The sequence below is a fragment of the Neobacillus sp. PVCKKU3 genome, from assembly GCF_058323225.1.
Map to the genome: position 1 here is coordinate 20,040 of NZ_JBLVQN010000016.1, position 14,507 is coordinate 34,546.

Sequence of the window (14,507 nt, forward strand, 5' to 3'; positions counted from 1 at the left end):
GAAATCATATGCAAATTAATAAATTACGTGGTAAAGAGCTTGACCAATTGTTTAAAGCCGTTCTTTCATTGAAGGACCTGGAGGAATGCTATCGTTTTTTCGATGACTTATGTACGATTAACGAAATTCAAGCTTTAGCCCAGCGCCTGGATGTAGCCAGAATGCTCCGTGATGGAAACACGTACCACAAAATTGAATCGGAAACTGGAGCAAGCACAGCTACCATTTCACGCGTAAAACGATGCTTGAACTTTGGAAACGACACCTATGAAATGGTCTTAGAGCGGATAAAGGAAGAAAACAGCCAGGCATAACCTAAATATCAAAAAACCGGAGTGAGAGACTTTCCGGTTTTTTTCTTTTTATTGTACCGGTATTTTCCAAAAATAGTTTCATTGTATTGTTTTTGTATCGAATGCTCTAGTGCTATAATGGTTTAATGGAATTATGAATTGGGGGGCTTAATAGATGTATGATGTTCACGCGTGGCGCCACGTGTTCAAACTCGACCCAAATAAAGAAATATTGGACGAACAGCTTGAAAAAATTTGCGAATCTGGTACGGATGCCGTGATTGTCGGCGGAACGGACGGAGTCACGCTTGAAAATGTTCTTGATTTGATGGCTAGGATCCGTCGCTATACTGTGCCCTGTGTACTTGAAATATCAAACATCGAAACCGTAACCCCCGGCTTCGATCTTTATTTTATCCCAACCGTCCTAAATAGTACCGATACAAAATGGATTACCGGCCTTCATCATCAAGCGGTGAAGGAGTTTGGTGAAATTATGGATTGGGGAGAAATAGTCATGGAGGGCTACTGCATCCTTAACAGCGATTGCAAAGCAGCTAAACTTTCCTCCGCCAATGCACAATTGACCATTGATGATGTTAAGGGCTATGCCATGATGGCGGAAAAAATGTTTAATCTGCCCATTTTTTATTTAGAATACAGTGGCAAATACGGCGACTTGCAATTGGTTGCTGACGTGAGAAAGGTGCTTAATAACACGAAGCTGTTTTATGGCGGCGGCATTTCAACTCCTGAACAGGCAGCAGAAATGGCCAAGCATGCGGATGTAATTGTAGTAGGAAACGCTATTTATGATAACTTTGACCTAGCATTAGAAACCGTGAAGAGTGTCCGATAAAATTTGCTTATGGACACAGATTCCGTTATGATAAAAATAAGAACAAATGTTTGTATTTGGTGGTGGATAGATTGCAATATTTAACTGATAAATTGATAAACGGCTTGAACCCGGAACAGCAAAAGGCTGTAAAAGCCACGGACGGACCGCTGTTGATCATGGCCGGGGCCGGAAGCGGCAAGACGAGAGTGTTAACACATCGAATTGCTTATTTAATTGTGGAAAAACGGGTTAATCCCTATAATATTTTGGCTATTACATTTACGAACAAAGCTGCCCGAGAGATGAAAGAACGGATTGCGAAAATGATGGGCGGCGCTGCAGAAGAAATTTGGATTTCTACCTTTCACTCGATGTGTGTCCGCATTTTACGCCGTGACATCGACCGCATCGGGTTTAACCGAAATTTTACGATTTTGGATTCAAGCGACCAGCAATCCGTCATTAAAGGTATATTAAAGGAAAAGAACATTGATCCAAAGAAATTTGACCCGCGGGCGATTTTGGGTTCCATCAGTTCGGCTAAAAACGAACTCATCGACCCGGAAGAATATGCAAAAACTTCTGGGGGCTATTTCGAACAGGTTGTCAGCGATGTGTACGAAGAATACCAGAAACGCCTCCGGAAAAATCAGGCCCTGGACTTTGATGACCTGATCATGAAGACGATTCAATTGTTCCAGCGTGTGCCGGAAGTATTGGAGTACTACCAGCGCAAGTTCCAGTATATTCACGTGGATGAGTATCAAGATACGAACAAAGCGCAATATTTACTGGTCAAACTGCTGGCAAACCGCTTTAAAAACCTTTGTGTTGTCGGCGACTCCGACCAGTCCATTTACCGCTGGAGAGGTGCGGATATTGCCAACATCCTTTCCTTTGAAAAAGATTATCCAAACGCTACAGTCATTCTTCTTGAACAAAACTACCGCTCTACCAAAAGGATTCTTCTGGCAGCCAATAAAGTGATTGAAAAGAACTTTAACCGTAAGGCGAAAAATTTATGGACGGAAAATCCTGAAGGAAACAAAATTGTTTATTACCGTGCCGACAGCGAGCAGGGCGAAGCACAGTTTGTTACAGGCAGAATTAAGGAACTGACCCGCGATGGGAAGTACAAGCTTTCGGACATCGCCATTTTGTACCGTACGAACGCCCAGTCCCGTGTAATGGAAGAAGTCCTGCTTAAATCAAACATCGGTTATGCCATTGTCGGCGGTACGAAGTTCTATGATCGAAAAGAAATCAAGGATATGCTTGCCTATTTGCGATTAATCTCCAATCCAGATGATGACATCAGCCTGCAGCGAGTAATCAATGTTCCGAAACGCGGTATCGGTTCAAGCTCGCTTGATAAAATTATTGATTTTGCCGCAATGCATGATCTGTCGATTTTTCAAGCGCTTGACTCTGTGGATTTAATTGGTTTAAGCCCAAAAATAACAAAAGCGGCAGCAGAATTCCGCGATTTAATCAAAAATTATACGAATATGCAGGAGTTTCTATCCGTAACTGAATTAGTGGAAGAAGTCCTCGATAAAACCGGCTATAGCGAAATGCTAAAGGCAGAAAAATCCATAGAAGCGCAAAGCCGCTTGGAGAACCTTGAGGAATTGTTATCTGTTACGAAAAATTTTGAAGAAACAAATGATGATAAAACCCTAGTTGCCTTTTTAACTGATTTAGCTCTTGTTGCCGACATTGATTCCATGGATGATGACGGGGAAAAGGCAGACTCAGTTGTTTTGATGACCTTGCATTCCGCAAAAGGACTCGAGTTCCCCATTGTATTCTTAATTGGTATGGAAGAAGGGGTTTTCCCGCACAGCCGCTCCTTGATGGAAGAGGTGGAAATGGAGGAAGAACGCCGTCTTGCCTATGTAGGAATCACAAGAGCAGAGCAAAATCTGTTCCTTACAAATGCCCAAATGAGAACCCTGTTTGGACGGACTAATATGAATCCAGCGTCTAGGTTTATTAGTGAAATTCCCGAAGACCTTTTGGAAGTCTTTGAACCGGAAAGACGAAATTCGCCGTTTGGCTCAAGAGGTTCTTCTTTTTCATCGGGCGGCAGTTCATTTGGCTCGAGCCGTTCTTCCTTTGGAGGGTCACGTTCTTCCTTCGAATCAGCCGGGGCTTCAGGAACCGGCAGGAGTACATTTGGCACTCCTGCCTCTCCACGTAAGCCAGTTATGCGCCCAGTTTCAGCTGCTTCCGGCGGTGAGGGAGCTGACTGGAAGGTTGGCGACAAAGCTGAACATGGAAAATGGGGCATTGGGACCGTTGTCAGTGTGAAAGGACAGGGAGAAGGCACCGAACTCGATATTGCTTTCCCAAGTCCAACTGGCATCAAACGTCTGCTTGCCAAATTTGCACCGATCAAAAAAGTGTAACAATTTTTCCTGAAAAATCGTCTTAAAGTAAGTGAAAAATAGGTTTCCTCATTTTTATTGGGGAACTTGCTGCAATTAGATGAGGAAAGGGTTGGATATATGGACCTTCAAACCGCTGAACAAAAAATATCCGAAGTGCGGACACTATTAAACCAATACGGTTATGAATACTATGTCTTAGACAAACCATCCGTACCAGATGCTGAATATGACCGATTAATGCAGGAGCTATTGGAGCTTGAAGAGAAGTTCCCCCAATTAAAAACACCTGACTCTCCGTCTGTAAGGGTTGGCGGAGAGGTTCTCGATGTTTTTGAAAAAGTCGAGCATCGAACACCGATGCTGAGCTTGGGCAATGCTTTTAACGAACTGGACTTAAGAGACTTTGACCGCCGTATCCGTCAGGCTGTAGGGGATGACTTTTCATATGTCTGCGAGTTAAAGATTGACGGCCTTGCAGTTTCTTTACGTTACGAAGACGGTTTGTTTATCCAGGGGGCTACCCGCGGTGATGGTACAATTGGCGAAGATATAACGGCAAATCTAAGAACAATTAAATCCATTCCGCTCCGCCTCACAGAACCTGTGTCCTTGGAGGTCCGCGGTGAGGCCTTTATGCCGAAGCGTTCCTTTGAAGCGCTGAATGAGGCAAGGAAAGAGCGGGGAGAGGAACTATTTGCCAACCCAAGAAATGCGGCGGCAGGCTCACTCCGCCAGCTTGACACGAAAATGGCGGCTTCCCGGAGACTGGATATCTTTTTATACGGAATTGGAAATCCAGGGGACCTTGGCGTCGTCTCGCATAGCGAAGGCTTAGATTACTTGGACAAACTTGGGTTTAAAACGAATAAAGAGCGGAGAAAGTGCGTCAATATCGATGAGGTAATTGACTATGTAAATGGCTGGGTGGAAAAGCGCCCGCATCTGCCTTATGAAATAGACGGGATCGTTATTAAGATTGACTCCTTAGAACAGCAGGCTGCTCTTGGAACGACTGCCAAAAGCCCGCGCTGGGCAATAGCCTATAAGTTCCCGGCTGAAGAAGTTGTCACGACTTTGAAGGATATTGAATTAAGCGTCGGCCGCACCGGCGTTATTACCCCTACAGCTATTTTAGAACCGGTTAAAGTAGCTGGAACAACTGTGCAGCGTGCTTCCTTGCACAATGAGGATCTAATCCGAGAGAAGGATATCAAAATTGGCGACAAGGTCGTCATTAAAAAAGCCGGCGACATTATCCCGGAAGTCGTCAATGTTTTGGCTGATCAGCGCACGGGAGAAGAAGTCGATTTTCATATGCCGACACACTGTCCGGAATGTGAAAGCGAACTAGTTCGACTAGAAGGCGAAGTGGCCCTTCGCTGCATTAATCCGAAATGCCCGGCGCAAATCCGTGAAGGTTTAATCCATTTCGTTTCACGGGATGCGATGAACATTGATGGCCTTGGGGAAAAGGTCATCAGCCAGTTGTTTGCCGAAAAATTAATCAGCGATGTGGCTGATATTTATAAGCTATCCTATGACCAGCTTATTGCCCTTGAAAGAATGGGAGATAAGTCGGTTTCCAATCTGTTAAAAGCGATTGAAGCCTCTAAGGAAAACTCGCTAGAAAAACTGCTTTTCGGGCTTGGCATCCGTCATGTCGGGGCAAAAGCGGCAAAAACTTTGGCCCAGGAATTTGGGGCAATGGAAAGATTAGCGTCTGCTTCCAAAGAAGATCTGATCGCCATCAATGAAATTGGTGATAAAATGGCTGATTCCATCGTCAGCTTTTTCGAACAGGAAGAAGCAACGGAACTGCTTCAGGAATTAGCTTCTTTCGGAGTGAACATGGAATTTAAAGGGGCAAGAAAGGTATCCGCCGAGGAATCAAATTCCATTTTTGCCGGCAAAACGGTGGTATTAACCGGTAAACTGGAACGCTTATCGAGAAATGAAGCAAAAGAAAAGATTGAGGCGTTAGGCGGAAATGTGGCGGGAAGTGTAAGCAAGAAAACCCACTTGGTCATTGCTGGTGAAGATGCAGGCTCCAAGCTCGCAAAAGCACAGGAACTGGGAATTGAAGTGTGGGATGAAGAGAAGCTCCTTGAAGAATTAAATAAGTAAGAGGTGTCAGTTTTGAGAAAACTCTCATTGCTCGCGCTTTCCCTTGTCTTTTTGCTGAGTGCCTGTGCACCTACTTTTCAAAAGCAAAATGAAGAAGTGCAAACAAAGGAGAAGGATAAAGGGAAGGCGATTATTCCGAAATATAATATTTCAGATAAATATTACCGGACCATTCTGCCGTTTGAGCCGGGGCAGGCCCGCGGATTGGTCGTCAATAATATCAATACAAGATATGATTTGAACGAGTTCGAAATGGGTTTAATGCGTATAGCCCAAAATAGCTTTGATACCGATAAATATTATTTCCGTGAAGGACAGGAAATCAAGGAAAAAACGGTAAGACAATTGCTGAGCCGACAATATACAGAGGAACAGCTAAAGGCAAAAAGCCTGAAGGCAGCGGATAATATCGGATTAAACCCTGTTGATACAGGCCCGCCGGGCGAACCGAGCAGTCCGATTTATTTAGCCCATATTTTGGAGCATGATTATTTAACAAAAGATGATAAAGGTAACGTTTCACTTGGCGGAATTACCATTGGCCTTGCCCTTAATTCAACCTACTATTACAAGGTTCAAGTCGATAGCGGTACTGTTGAAAAAGAGCAGCATATTGACTTTGCAGACATGGAACGCGAAGGAAAGAAAATAGCGGAAGAAATGATCAAACGAATTAGGACCATGAAAAATGTAAGCGACGTTCCAATCACGATTGCATTATTCGCCCAGCAAAGCAAATCTTCTGTTGTGCCAGGAAATTTTATTGCCTATACAACCGTTGATAAAGGCAGCTCAAGTTTAAACTCATGGGAAAAAGTCGACGAAAAATATTATTTATTCCCATCCAGTGACGCCCAGGAAGCACACCGCGATGATACAATCGCCTTTTTAAACTTTAAACAGGATGTTGAAGAATATTTTCCAAACTTCAACGGCGTGATTGGCCGGGCGTTTTACGTCGGCGATCAGCTGCAAAATTTAGATATCACGATTCCAATTCAATTTTACGGAAAAACAGAGGGAATTGGATTTACCCAATATGTCACAGGATTGGTCATGGAGCATTTTCCTGAATACATTTCGGTATCAGTAAACGTGACCTCCGTGGACGGCCCTGAAGCACTGATTGTCCGTAAAGCCAATGAAAATGAACCGTTTGTGTATATTTACCAATAAGATTCGGCCGGCGGCCGGGTCTTTTTTTTGGTTAACAATCTAGTTTTCGAGGCAAAATAGGATTGTTTCTCTGCGAAATTCGCCGCCTCCTGAAAGAGGGGGTTTTCAGTGTATTTTTAGACAACCTATTATTTTTTCCTCAAGGATTAAATGATTGATTACATAGGAGGAATTTTAGCATGGTACAACCATATAAACATGAGCCATTAACAGATTTTACTGTGGAAGAAAACCGCCAAGCCTATCTTCAAGCCTTAAAAACAGTTGAAGGCTATTTAGGACAGGATTATCCCTTAATCATTGGCGGTGAAAAGGTAACTACCGAAGAAAAAATCGTTTCCTATAATCCCGCCAACAAAGAGGAAGTAGTCGGCCGTGTGTCAAAGGCCAATAAAGAACTTGCAGAAAAAGCGATGCAGGCGGCCGTTGAGGCATTTAAAACATGGAGAAAGACCAAGCCGGAAGTCCGTGCAGATGTGCTTTTTAAAGCGGCAGCGATTATCCGCCGCCGCAAGCATGAGTTCTCTGCTTTGATGACGAAAGAAGCGGGTAAGCCGTGGAGAGAAGCAGATGCTGACACGGCAGAAGGAATTGACTTTTTAGAATTCTATGGCCGGCAAATGCTTGTCTTAAAAAATGGTGTGCCTGTACAGAGCCGTCCTAACGAATTTAACCGTTATGATTATATTCCACTTGGTGTGGGCATCATCATTTCACCTTGGAATTTTCCCTTTGCCATCATGGCAGGTACTACCGTTGCCGCGATTGTTTCTGGCAACACGGTACTGTTGAAACCTGCATCCACGACACCAATTATTGCAGCTAAATTTGCGGAAGTAATGGAAGAAGCAGGACTGCCAAAGGGTGTACTAAACTTCGTTCCAGGCAGCGGCGCCGAGGTGGGCGACTACTTAGTTGATCATAAGGATACACGTTTCATCAGCTTCACTGGTTCCCGAGATGTCGGCCTGCGCATTTTCGACCGCTCTTCCAAAATCAGCGAAGGACAGCTTTGGATGAAGCGATTAATTGCCGAGATGGGCGGTAAGGATACGATTGTTGTGGACAGTGAAGCAGATCTTGAATTGGCTGCACAATCCATCATGGCATCAGCATTCGGATTCTCCGGTCAAAAGTGTTCTGCATGTTCTCGGGCTGTTATTGTTGAGGACGTATATGATCAAGTATTGAATCGCGTCGTGGAATTGACTAATCAAATAAAAGTTGGCGAGCCATCTGAACAAGATACTTTCATGGGCCCTGTTATTGATCATAATGCTTTCAAGAAAATCATGGAATACGTTGAAATCGGTAAGTCAGAAGGCAAATTGATGACTGGCGGCGAAGGAGATAGCTCCAAAGGTTACTTTATCAAGCCAACTATATTTGCTGATTTAGACCCGAAGTCCCGCATCATGCAAGAGGAAATTTTCGGACCGGTGGTAGGTTTCTCAAAAGCGAAGGATTTCAACGAAGCGCTTGAGATTGCCAACAATACTGACTATGGCTTAACTGGGGCGGTTATTACTAAAAACCGTGCCCATATGGAGCAGGCACGTGAGGACTTCCATGTCGGTAACCTTTACTTCAACCGCGGCTGTACGGGCGCCATTGTCGGCTACCAGCCATTCGGCGGCTTCAACATGTCCGGAACCGACTCCAAAGCTGGCGGCCCTGACTACTTGCTTCTTCATATGCAAGGCAAAACAACATCGGAATTGTATTAGTTATATAGGAGACCTCTTCCTACAGTTTGTGGGAAGGGGTTTTCGTTTTATGAAGGACAAAATTAGTTGTTTTGAGCTGGATATTGGCCTTCATCGGGGTTATGAAGGACAAAATAGAGTGTGGTAAATCTGAAAGTGTCCTTCATCGAGGTTATGAAGGACAAAATAGAGTGTAGTAAATCTGAAAGTGTCCTTCATCGAGGTTATGAAGGACAAAATAGAATGTGGTAAATCTGAAAATGTCCTTCATCGGGGTTATGAAGGACAAAATAGAGTGTGGAAAATCTGAAAATGTCCTTCATCGAGGTTATGAAGGACAAAATAGAGTGGGTAAACCTGAAAGTGTCCGTCATCGAGGTTATGAAGGACAAAATAGAGTGTGGAAAATCTGAAAATGTCCTTCATCGAGGTTATGAAGGACAAAATAGAGTGGGTAAACCTGAAAGTGTCCTTCATCGAGGTTATGAAGGACAAAATAGAGCGTGGAAAATCTGAAAATGTCCTTCATCGGGGTTATGAAGGACAAAATAGAATGTGGTAAATCTGAAAATGTCCTTCATCGAGGTTATGAAGGACAAAATAGAGTGGGTAAACCTGAAAGTGTCCTTCACCAACCATAATGAAATCTTAAAAACTCTTTTATTTTCCCATTAATTACAACCAACTGTTCTTCTGATGGGATATGCCCCATATTAAACACTTCATAGTTTGCTAGATTGGGGATGATTTCCTTAGCTGCCGGACCTATTTTCTTCTCTGGAAAAAACACATCCTTACTGCCGGCGATAACCATGGTAGGAGCGGTGTAACGCAGCAACTCCCTCTTTTCCGTCAGCTTAGGCATATCCTGTTCAAGCTTCGTATAGTTGAAGATGCTGCCGATAATCTCTTTATCTATTTTTTTCATAAAGCCATCAGACATATTATCCGCTATTTTCTGCAGTTGGGCTGCCGACTTGGTTCCCTTGAAAATCATCAACGGAACTAAGATTTTTCTAATCATCTCTAATTTTGAACCAAGTGCAATCCCTGCTGGACAAAATAACACCGAACAAGCTATCTTCTCAGGCAAATACGCAGCGAGCCTTAAACAGATTCCGGCACCATAGGATGGACCTGTAAAAGCCGCTTTCTCTACACCGAAATAGGTCATTAATTCTGAAATCCAGCGGGCAAAACTATCATCTTTTGCCGAAATCCTATTCTCTGCACTATATCCGGGATGACCAATCGTATCAGGTGCATAAACCCTGTAGTGATCAAAAAGAGGGTTAAACCATGACAATGTCATCGGGTTAATGCAATTTCCCCCTTGAAAAATAAACAACGGTTTCCCGTCTTTTGGTCCCGTAATCAATACATGTGTCCTGCCGAAAGAAGTCTCCACATAAACTCTTTCCATTTCTATCCCAAATGAGTCCACGTAATTCTTATAGAATCTAAGAATCTTTTGTTTACCTTCAACACTTTTATAAATCGTGTGTTCCGCCATTTCACACCTCAGTCACCATTAATTATTCCAATATTATCCACCAAATAACTGGTTTATGACAATAATGTGAAATCATTCACAAACAACAAGGGATTGTGACGAACCTCACAAATTTTCAAAAGACAGGAGTTTACAATTTAACTATAAATGAAACCTTAATAACCATTAAAAATAACTAAACAAAACATATAGGGAGCGGCCCAACATGAAAAAATTAGTAATGATCGGTAACGGAATGGCTGGAGTCAGGACAATCGAAGAAATCCTTAAACTTGCACCTGAACATTTTGAAATCACCATTTTTGGAGAAGAACCACATCCAAACTATAACAGAATTAAGCTATCAAATATTCTTCAAGGCGATACTAGTTTCGATGAAATTATTATCAACCCGTTGGATTGGTACAAAGAAAACAATATTCAATTATATATAGGCGAAGCTATTGTAAAAATTGACGCAGAAGCCAAACGGGTCATCAGTGACCAAGGCCGTGAAGTGGAGTACGATGAATTAATTATCGCAACAGGATCCAAGTCTTTTATTCTGCCAATTCCAGGTGCGGATAAACAGGGTGTGACCGGTTTTCGTGATATCCATGATTGTGAAATGATGATCAAATCATCAAAGGAATACAAAAAAGCTGCTGTTATCGGCGGCGGTCTGCTTGGCCTTGAAGCTGCAAGAGGCCTGCTAAACCTGGGAATGAAAGTGGATGTCGTTCATTTAATGCCGTCGCTAATGGAACGCCAACTGGACCATATTGCAGCATCTATGCTTAAGGCAGAACTAGAAGCCCAGGGTATGAACTTTTTAATGGAAAAGGAAACCGTTGAAATCCTTGGAGATGAGCGGGTAACCGGAATACGCTTTAAAGATGGTTCAGAAGTAGAAGCCGACCTAATCGTCATGGCAATAGGCATCAAATCAAACACAGAAGTGGCCAAAAACAGCGGCATCTATGTAAACAGAGGCATTGTCGTAAATGACTTTATGGAAACCAGCGTTCCCCACATTTACGCAGTCGGAGAATGTGCCGAACACAGGGAAATTGTTTATGGTTTAGTGGCCCCATTGTACGAACAAGGGAAGATCCTGGCGAATCGCATCAGCGGCTTCGAAGTGGAGCCGTATAAGGGTTCAGTAACAGGCACCCAGCTTAAGGTGGCAGGGGTTGACCTTTTCTCAGCGGGAGAAATTTTTGAAGACGGCACAACGAAATCAATCATGGCCTACAATGAATATGACGGTATTTATAAGCGGATTTTAACAAGAGATAACAAAATTGTCGGGATTGTCCTTTACGGTGATACAAAAGACAGCACAAAACTGTTCCGTATGCTGACGAAACAGGAAGACATCAGCGGGATGACCAGCGTATCGATTCTTCAGTCAGAATGCAGTGCAAGCGGCTCCTCCAGTGATGACATTGCCTCCGTGCCAAATGATGAACTTGTGTGCGGCTGTAACGGGGTAACCAAAGGAGCCATTGTCGAGGCGATCAAAACACAAGGATTGACCACTCTAGATCAGGTCAGCCATTGCACAAATGCCGGCCGCTCATGCGGACGCTGTAAACCAATAGTCGCAAGCATACTAGAACATACTCTCGGCGACCAATTTGACGCAGCAGCAGCTCAAAAAACAAGCATTTGCGGTTGCACAACCTTAAGCCGCGAGGAATTGGTTCAAGAAATCAAAGTAAAGGGCTTAACAAGTGTCAAAGAAGTCATGAACGTTTTAGGCTGGAACAACGAGGAAGGCTGTACAAAATGCCGTCCCGCGATTAATTACTACCTCGGCATGATTTACATGGACGAGTATAAGGATGACCGCGATTCCCGCCTTGTTAACGAAAAAATGCACGCCAATATCCAAAAGGACGGAACCTATTCCGTTGTGCCGCGAATGTACGGCGGGGTAACAACACCACAGGATTTAATAAAAATTGCCAAAGCGGCCGAGAAATACAATGTTCCATTAGTAAAACTAACAGGCGGACAGCGGATTGGCTTGTTTGGCATCAAAAAAGAAGACCTGCCAAGCATTTGGGAAGAGCTTAATATGCCATCAGGGTATGCTTACGGAAAAACGCTTCGCACCGTCAAAACCTGCGTCGGTGCCCAATTCTGCCGCTATGGTACACAGGACTCAATGGCACTTGGCATTGAGCTTGAAAAGAAATTTGAGCGTCTTGATACGCCGCACAAAGTGAAGATGGGGGTATCTGCTTGCCCTAGAAACTGCTCTGAAGCAGGAATCAAGGATATCGGTTTCGTCGGCATTGATGGCGGCTGGGAAATCTATGTCGGCGGAAACGGAGGAGTTGACCTTCGCGCTGGCGACCACTTATGCACAGTGAAAAGCCAAGAAGAGGTTATCGAAATGACCGGAGCCTATCTGCAATACTATCGTGAGACAGCAAACTATCTGGAGCGTACTTCCAAATGGCTAGAGCGCCTGGGCTTGGAGCATATCCAAGGGGTCTTGGTAAACGAGGAAACACGCAAAGCCTTAAACGAACGGATGGACATAACTTTGAAAAAATATATCGAGCCATGGGATGAAGCCATTCATAGTGAAGAGATTCAAGAGAAATATTATACCAAACATACCATTAAGGTCGGGGAGTGAAGCAAAATGCTGCAAACAATAACTCGTATACCTGTTGCAAACTATTCAAACCTAAAAGCTAGAGCTGGTTATTCCATTAAAATCGATGACAAGGAAATTGTCCTCTTTAAAACATCTAATGGCAATGTCTATGCCTTGGAAAACCGCAGTCCCCATCCGAAGGGCGGTGTCCTTTCGGAAGGGCTTGTCAGTGGTGATTATGTTTTTTGCCCTGTTTATGATTGGAAAATCTCCTTAAAAGACGGGCTTGTACAGGCTCCGGATACCGGCTATGTCAAAATATTTAACATAGAAATAGAAAAAGATATTATATTTGTCGTATTATAGAAGGAAAACACGGAAGGATGCTGCACGATGGGAACTGGAAAAGTTTTTTTAGTAGGAGCAGGACCGGGGGACGTTGGACTAATTACGGTGAAAGGGCTTGAAGCCATCAAGCAGGCCGAGGTTATTCTATATGACCGGCTGGCCAACCCGAAGCTTTTGGAGTTTGCTCCGGACAATTGTGAACTGATTTACGGGGGGAAATTGCCAGACCGCCATTTTTTACGACAAGAAAATATAAATGACGTTTTGGTGGCTAAAGCATTGGAAGGTAAAACAGTAGTTAGACTTAAAGGCGGCGACCCGGGTGTATTCGGCCGGGTTGGCGAGGAAGCGGAAGCCTTGGCGAACCACCAAATACCATTTGAAATTGTCCCAGGTATCACATCAGGAATGGCTGCCCCTCTTTATGCCGGAATCCCTGTTACCCATCGCGAACATGCGGAATCATTTACGGTCGTAACGGCCCATGATAAATCACAGGAAGGCAAGCCGCTCCTTGACTGGGCAAGCCTTGCCCGGGGGATGGATACAATCGCTTTTTACATGGGAGTCCGGAACTTGCCATACATTTGTGAAAACTTGATTGCCCACGGGAAGCCAGCCGAAACCCCAGTAATTTTAATTCAATGGGGCACCTTCGGCCGTCAGAAGACATTGCAGGGGACATTGGCTGATATTGCCGCCAAGGCTGAAGAGGCGAAGTTTAGCAATCCTGCGATCATTTTGGTTGGATATGTCGCATCTCTCCGTGAAAAAATAAGCTGGTTTGAGAAAAAGCCATTACATGGCCGGCAGATTCTTCTGGCGCGCACGAGCGAAGGCGAGAGCGAGTTAGCGAAGGAACTGATGCGTCAAGGTGCGGATGTAATCGAGTTTCCAAGGTGGAAAAGAATCGCAGCACCTGTTAACGAAGAGATTATGGGTACTATATCCAGTTATCAAAAAATCCTATTCACATCGCCTGAGAGTATCGAAGAATTTTTCACGGCGTTAAAGAATCATGGGGTGGATATTCGGAAAATTACAGCAGACCTTTTCGGTTTTTCTATCAAAACCATCAATGCCTTAAAAGAACGTGGATTCGTTCCAGGCTTGATCGATGAAATGTCCGATGGGGGAAAAATGCTTGTAGTTGGAGATGGCAGGGCTCAGGTACAAAAATATGAAAACGCTGATTTCTGGAAAACAAGCGACAAAAAAATAGATGAACAGTTCTTTTCAATTTTTAAAAGAATGATGGACGATGCGGATGTAAATACAGTCGTTTTCCCTTCGAGCGCCTCTGTTGAGCCATTTATAACAGCTTTGCAAAAATTCGGCATCGAAACAGAAGCCTTTTTGAAAAATGTCCAAGTTGTCGGAATGGGCAAACAAACGATGGGCGAAGTGGCCAAACTAGGTCTCATGGGTAGCGGCATGCCAAAAAAGGCCACTAAAGAGGCGCTAGTCGAGTATTTAACTGGTCCTTGGCCGGAAAAGACTCCTGCCAATAGATAATGGAG

General features: G+C 43.8%; 11 protein-coding genes. 10 read left to right on the forward strand and 1 reads right to left on the reverse strand.

Going from position 1 to position 14,507, the window contains the following annotated elements; genetic code table 11:
• Positions 1-8: 8 nt before the first annotated feature.
• From ACNQGS_RS12510 to ACNQGS_RS12540, 7 genes are all read left to right on the forward strand, one after another.
• On the forward strand, positions 9-314 hold the full coding sequence (locus ACNQGS_RS12510; protein WP_491487583.1) for a YerC/YecD family TrpR-related protein: 306 nt from the start codon (positions 9-11) through the stop codon (positions 312-314).
• A 154-nt stretch (positions 315-468) separates the two neighbouring features.
• Positions 469-1,152, forward strand: coding sequence for a heptaprenylglyceryl phosphate synthase (gene pcrB / locus ACNQGS_RS12515; protein WP_491487584.1), 684 nt, complete (start codon positions 469-471; stop codon positions 1,150-1,152).
• A 71-nt stretch (positions 1,153-1,223) separates the two neighbouring features.
• Entirely contained in the window at positions 1,224-3,545 is a 2,322-nt protein-coding gene (gene pcrA, locus ACNQGS_RS12520) for a DNA helicase PcrA (protein ID WP_491487585.1), read from the forward strand.
• 99 nt (positions 3,546-3,644) lie between these two features.
• Positions 3,645-5,651: an NAD-dependent DNA ligase LigA gene (gene ligA / locus ACNQGS_RS12525; RefSeq protein WP_491487656.1), complete on the forward strand. Its 2,007-nt coding sequence runs from the start codon at positions 3,645-3,647 to the stop codon at positions 5,649-5,651.
• A 12-nt stretch (positions 5,652-5,663) separates the two neighbouring features.
• Positions 5,664-6,827, forward strand: coding sequence for a CamS family sex pheromone protein (locus ACNQGS_RS12530; protein ID WP_491487586.1), 1,164 nt, complete (start codon positions 5,664-5,666; stop codon positions 6,825-6,827).
• A gap of 179 nt (positions 6,828-7,006) precedes the next feature.
• Positions 7,007-8,554: an L-glutamate gamma-semialdehyde dehydrogenase gene (gene pruA / locus ACNQGS_RS12535; RefSeq protein WP_491487587.1), complete on the forward strand. Its 1,548-nt coding sequence runs from the start codon at positions 7,007-7,009 to the stop codon at positions 8,552-8,554.
• Between the two features lie 309 nt (positions 8,555-8,863).
• Positions 8,864-9,049 carry a hypothetical protein gene (locus ACNQGS_RS12540; RefSeq protein ID WP_491487588.1) on the forward strand — a complete coding sequence of 62 codons (186 nt, stop codon included), beginning with the start codon at positions 8,864-8,866 and terminating at the stop codon, positions 9,047-9,049.
• 112 nt (positions 9,050-9,161) lie between these two features.
• On the opposite strand, the gene ACNQGS_RS12545 is transcribed toward ACNQGS_RS12540, so the two are convergent.
• On the reverse strand, positions 9,162-10,046 hold the full coding sequence (locus ACNQGS_RS12545; RefSeq protein WP_491487589.1) for an alpha/beta fold hydrolase: 885 nt from the start codon (positions 10,044-10,046) through the stop codon (positions 9,162-9,164).
• A gap of 205 nt (positions 10,047-10,251) precedes the next feature.
• Here ACNQGS_RS12545 and nirB point away from each other — a divergent pair, with 205 nt between their 5' ends.
• The 3 genes from nirB to cobA are packed head-to-tail and all read left to right on the forward strand — an operon-like array spanning position 10,252 to position 14,502.
• The gene (nirB, locus tag ACNQGS_RS12550) at positions 10,252-12,678 is read left to right on the forward strand and encodes a nitrite reductase large subunit NirB (RefSeq protein ID WP_491487590.1); all 2,427 of its coding nucleotides are present in this window, start codon (positions 10,252-10,254) and stop codon (positions 12,676-12,678) included.
• 6 nt (positions 12,679-12,684) lie between these two features.
• Positions 12,685-13,005 (forward strand): nitrite reductase small subunit NirD, encoded by a 321-nt coding sequence (nirD, locus tag ACNQGS_RS12555; RefSeq protein ID WP_213147771.1) that lies wholly within the window; start codon positions 12,685-12,687, stop codon positions 13,003-13,005.
• Between the two features lie 27 nt (positions 13,006-13,032).
• Entirely contained in the window at positions 13,033-14,502 is a 1,470-nt protein-coding gene (gene cobA, locus ACNQGS_RS12560) for a uroporphyrinogen-III C-methyltransferase (RefSeq protein WP_491487591.1), read from the forward strand.
• Positions 14,503-14,507 lie beyond the last annotated feature (5 nt).

Excerpts from the sequence above, each read along its gene's own strand:
- ACNQGS_RS12510 (WP_491487583.1), top strand. The coding sequence starts at position 9 with ATGCAAATTAATAAATTACGTGGTAAAGAGCTTGACCAATTGTTTAAA.
- pcrB (WP_491487584.1), top strand. The coding sequence starts at position 469 with ATGTATGATGTTCACGCGTGGCGCCACGTGTTCAAACTCGACCCAAAT.
- ligA (WP_491487656.1), top strand. The coding sequence starts at position 3,645 with ATGGACCTTCAAACCGCTGAACAAAAAATATCCGAAGTGCGGACACTA.
- pruA (WP_491487587.1), top strand. The coding sequence starts at position 7,007 with ATGGTACAACCATATAAACATGAGCCATTAACAGATTTTACTGTGGAA.
- ACNQGS_RS12540 (WP_491487588.1), top strand. The coding sequence starts at position 8,864 with ATGAAGGACAAAATAGAGTGGGTAAACCTGAAAGTGTCCGTCATCGAG.
- ACNQGS_RS12545 (WP_491487589.1), bottom strand. The coding sequence starts at position 10,046 with ATGGCGGAACACACGATTTATAAAAGTGTTGAAGGTAAACAAAAGATT.
- nirB (WP_491487590.1), top strand. The coding sequence starts at position 10,252 with ATGAAAAAATTAGTAATGATCGGTAACGGAATGGCTGGAGTCAGGACA.
- nirD (WP_213147771.1), top strand. The coding sequence starts at position 12,685 with ATGCTGCAAACAATAACTCGTATACCTGTTGCAAACTATTCAAACCTA.
- cobA (WP_491487591.1), top strand. The coding sequence starts at position 13,033 with ATGGGAACTGGAAAAGTTTTTTTAGTAGGAGCAGGACCGGGGGACGTT.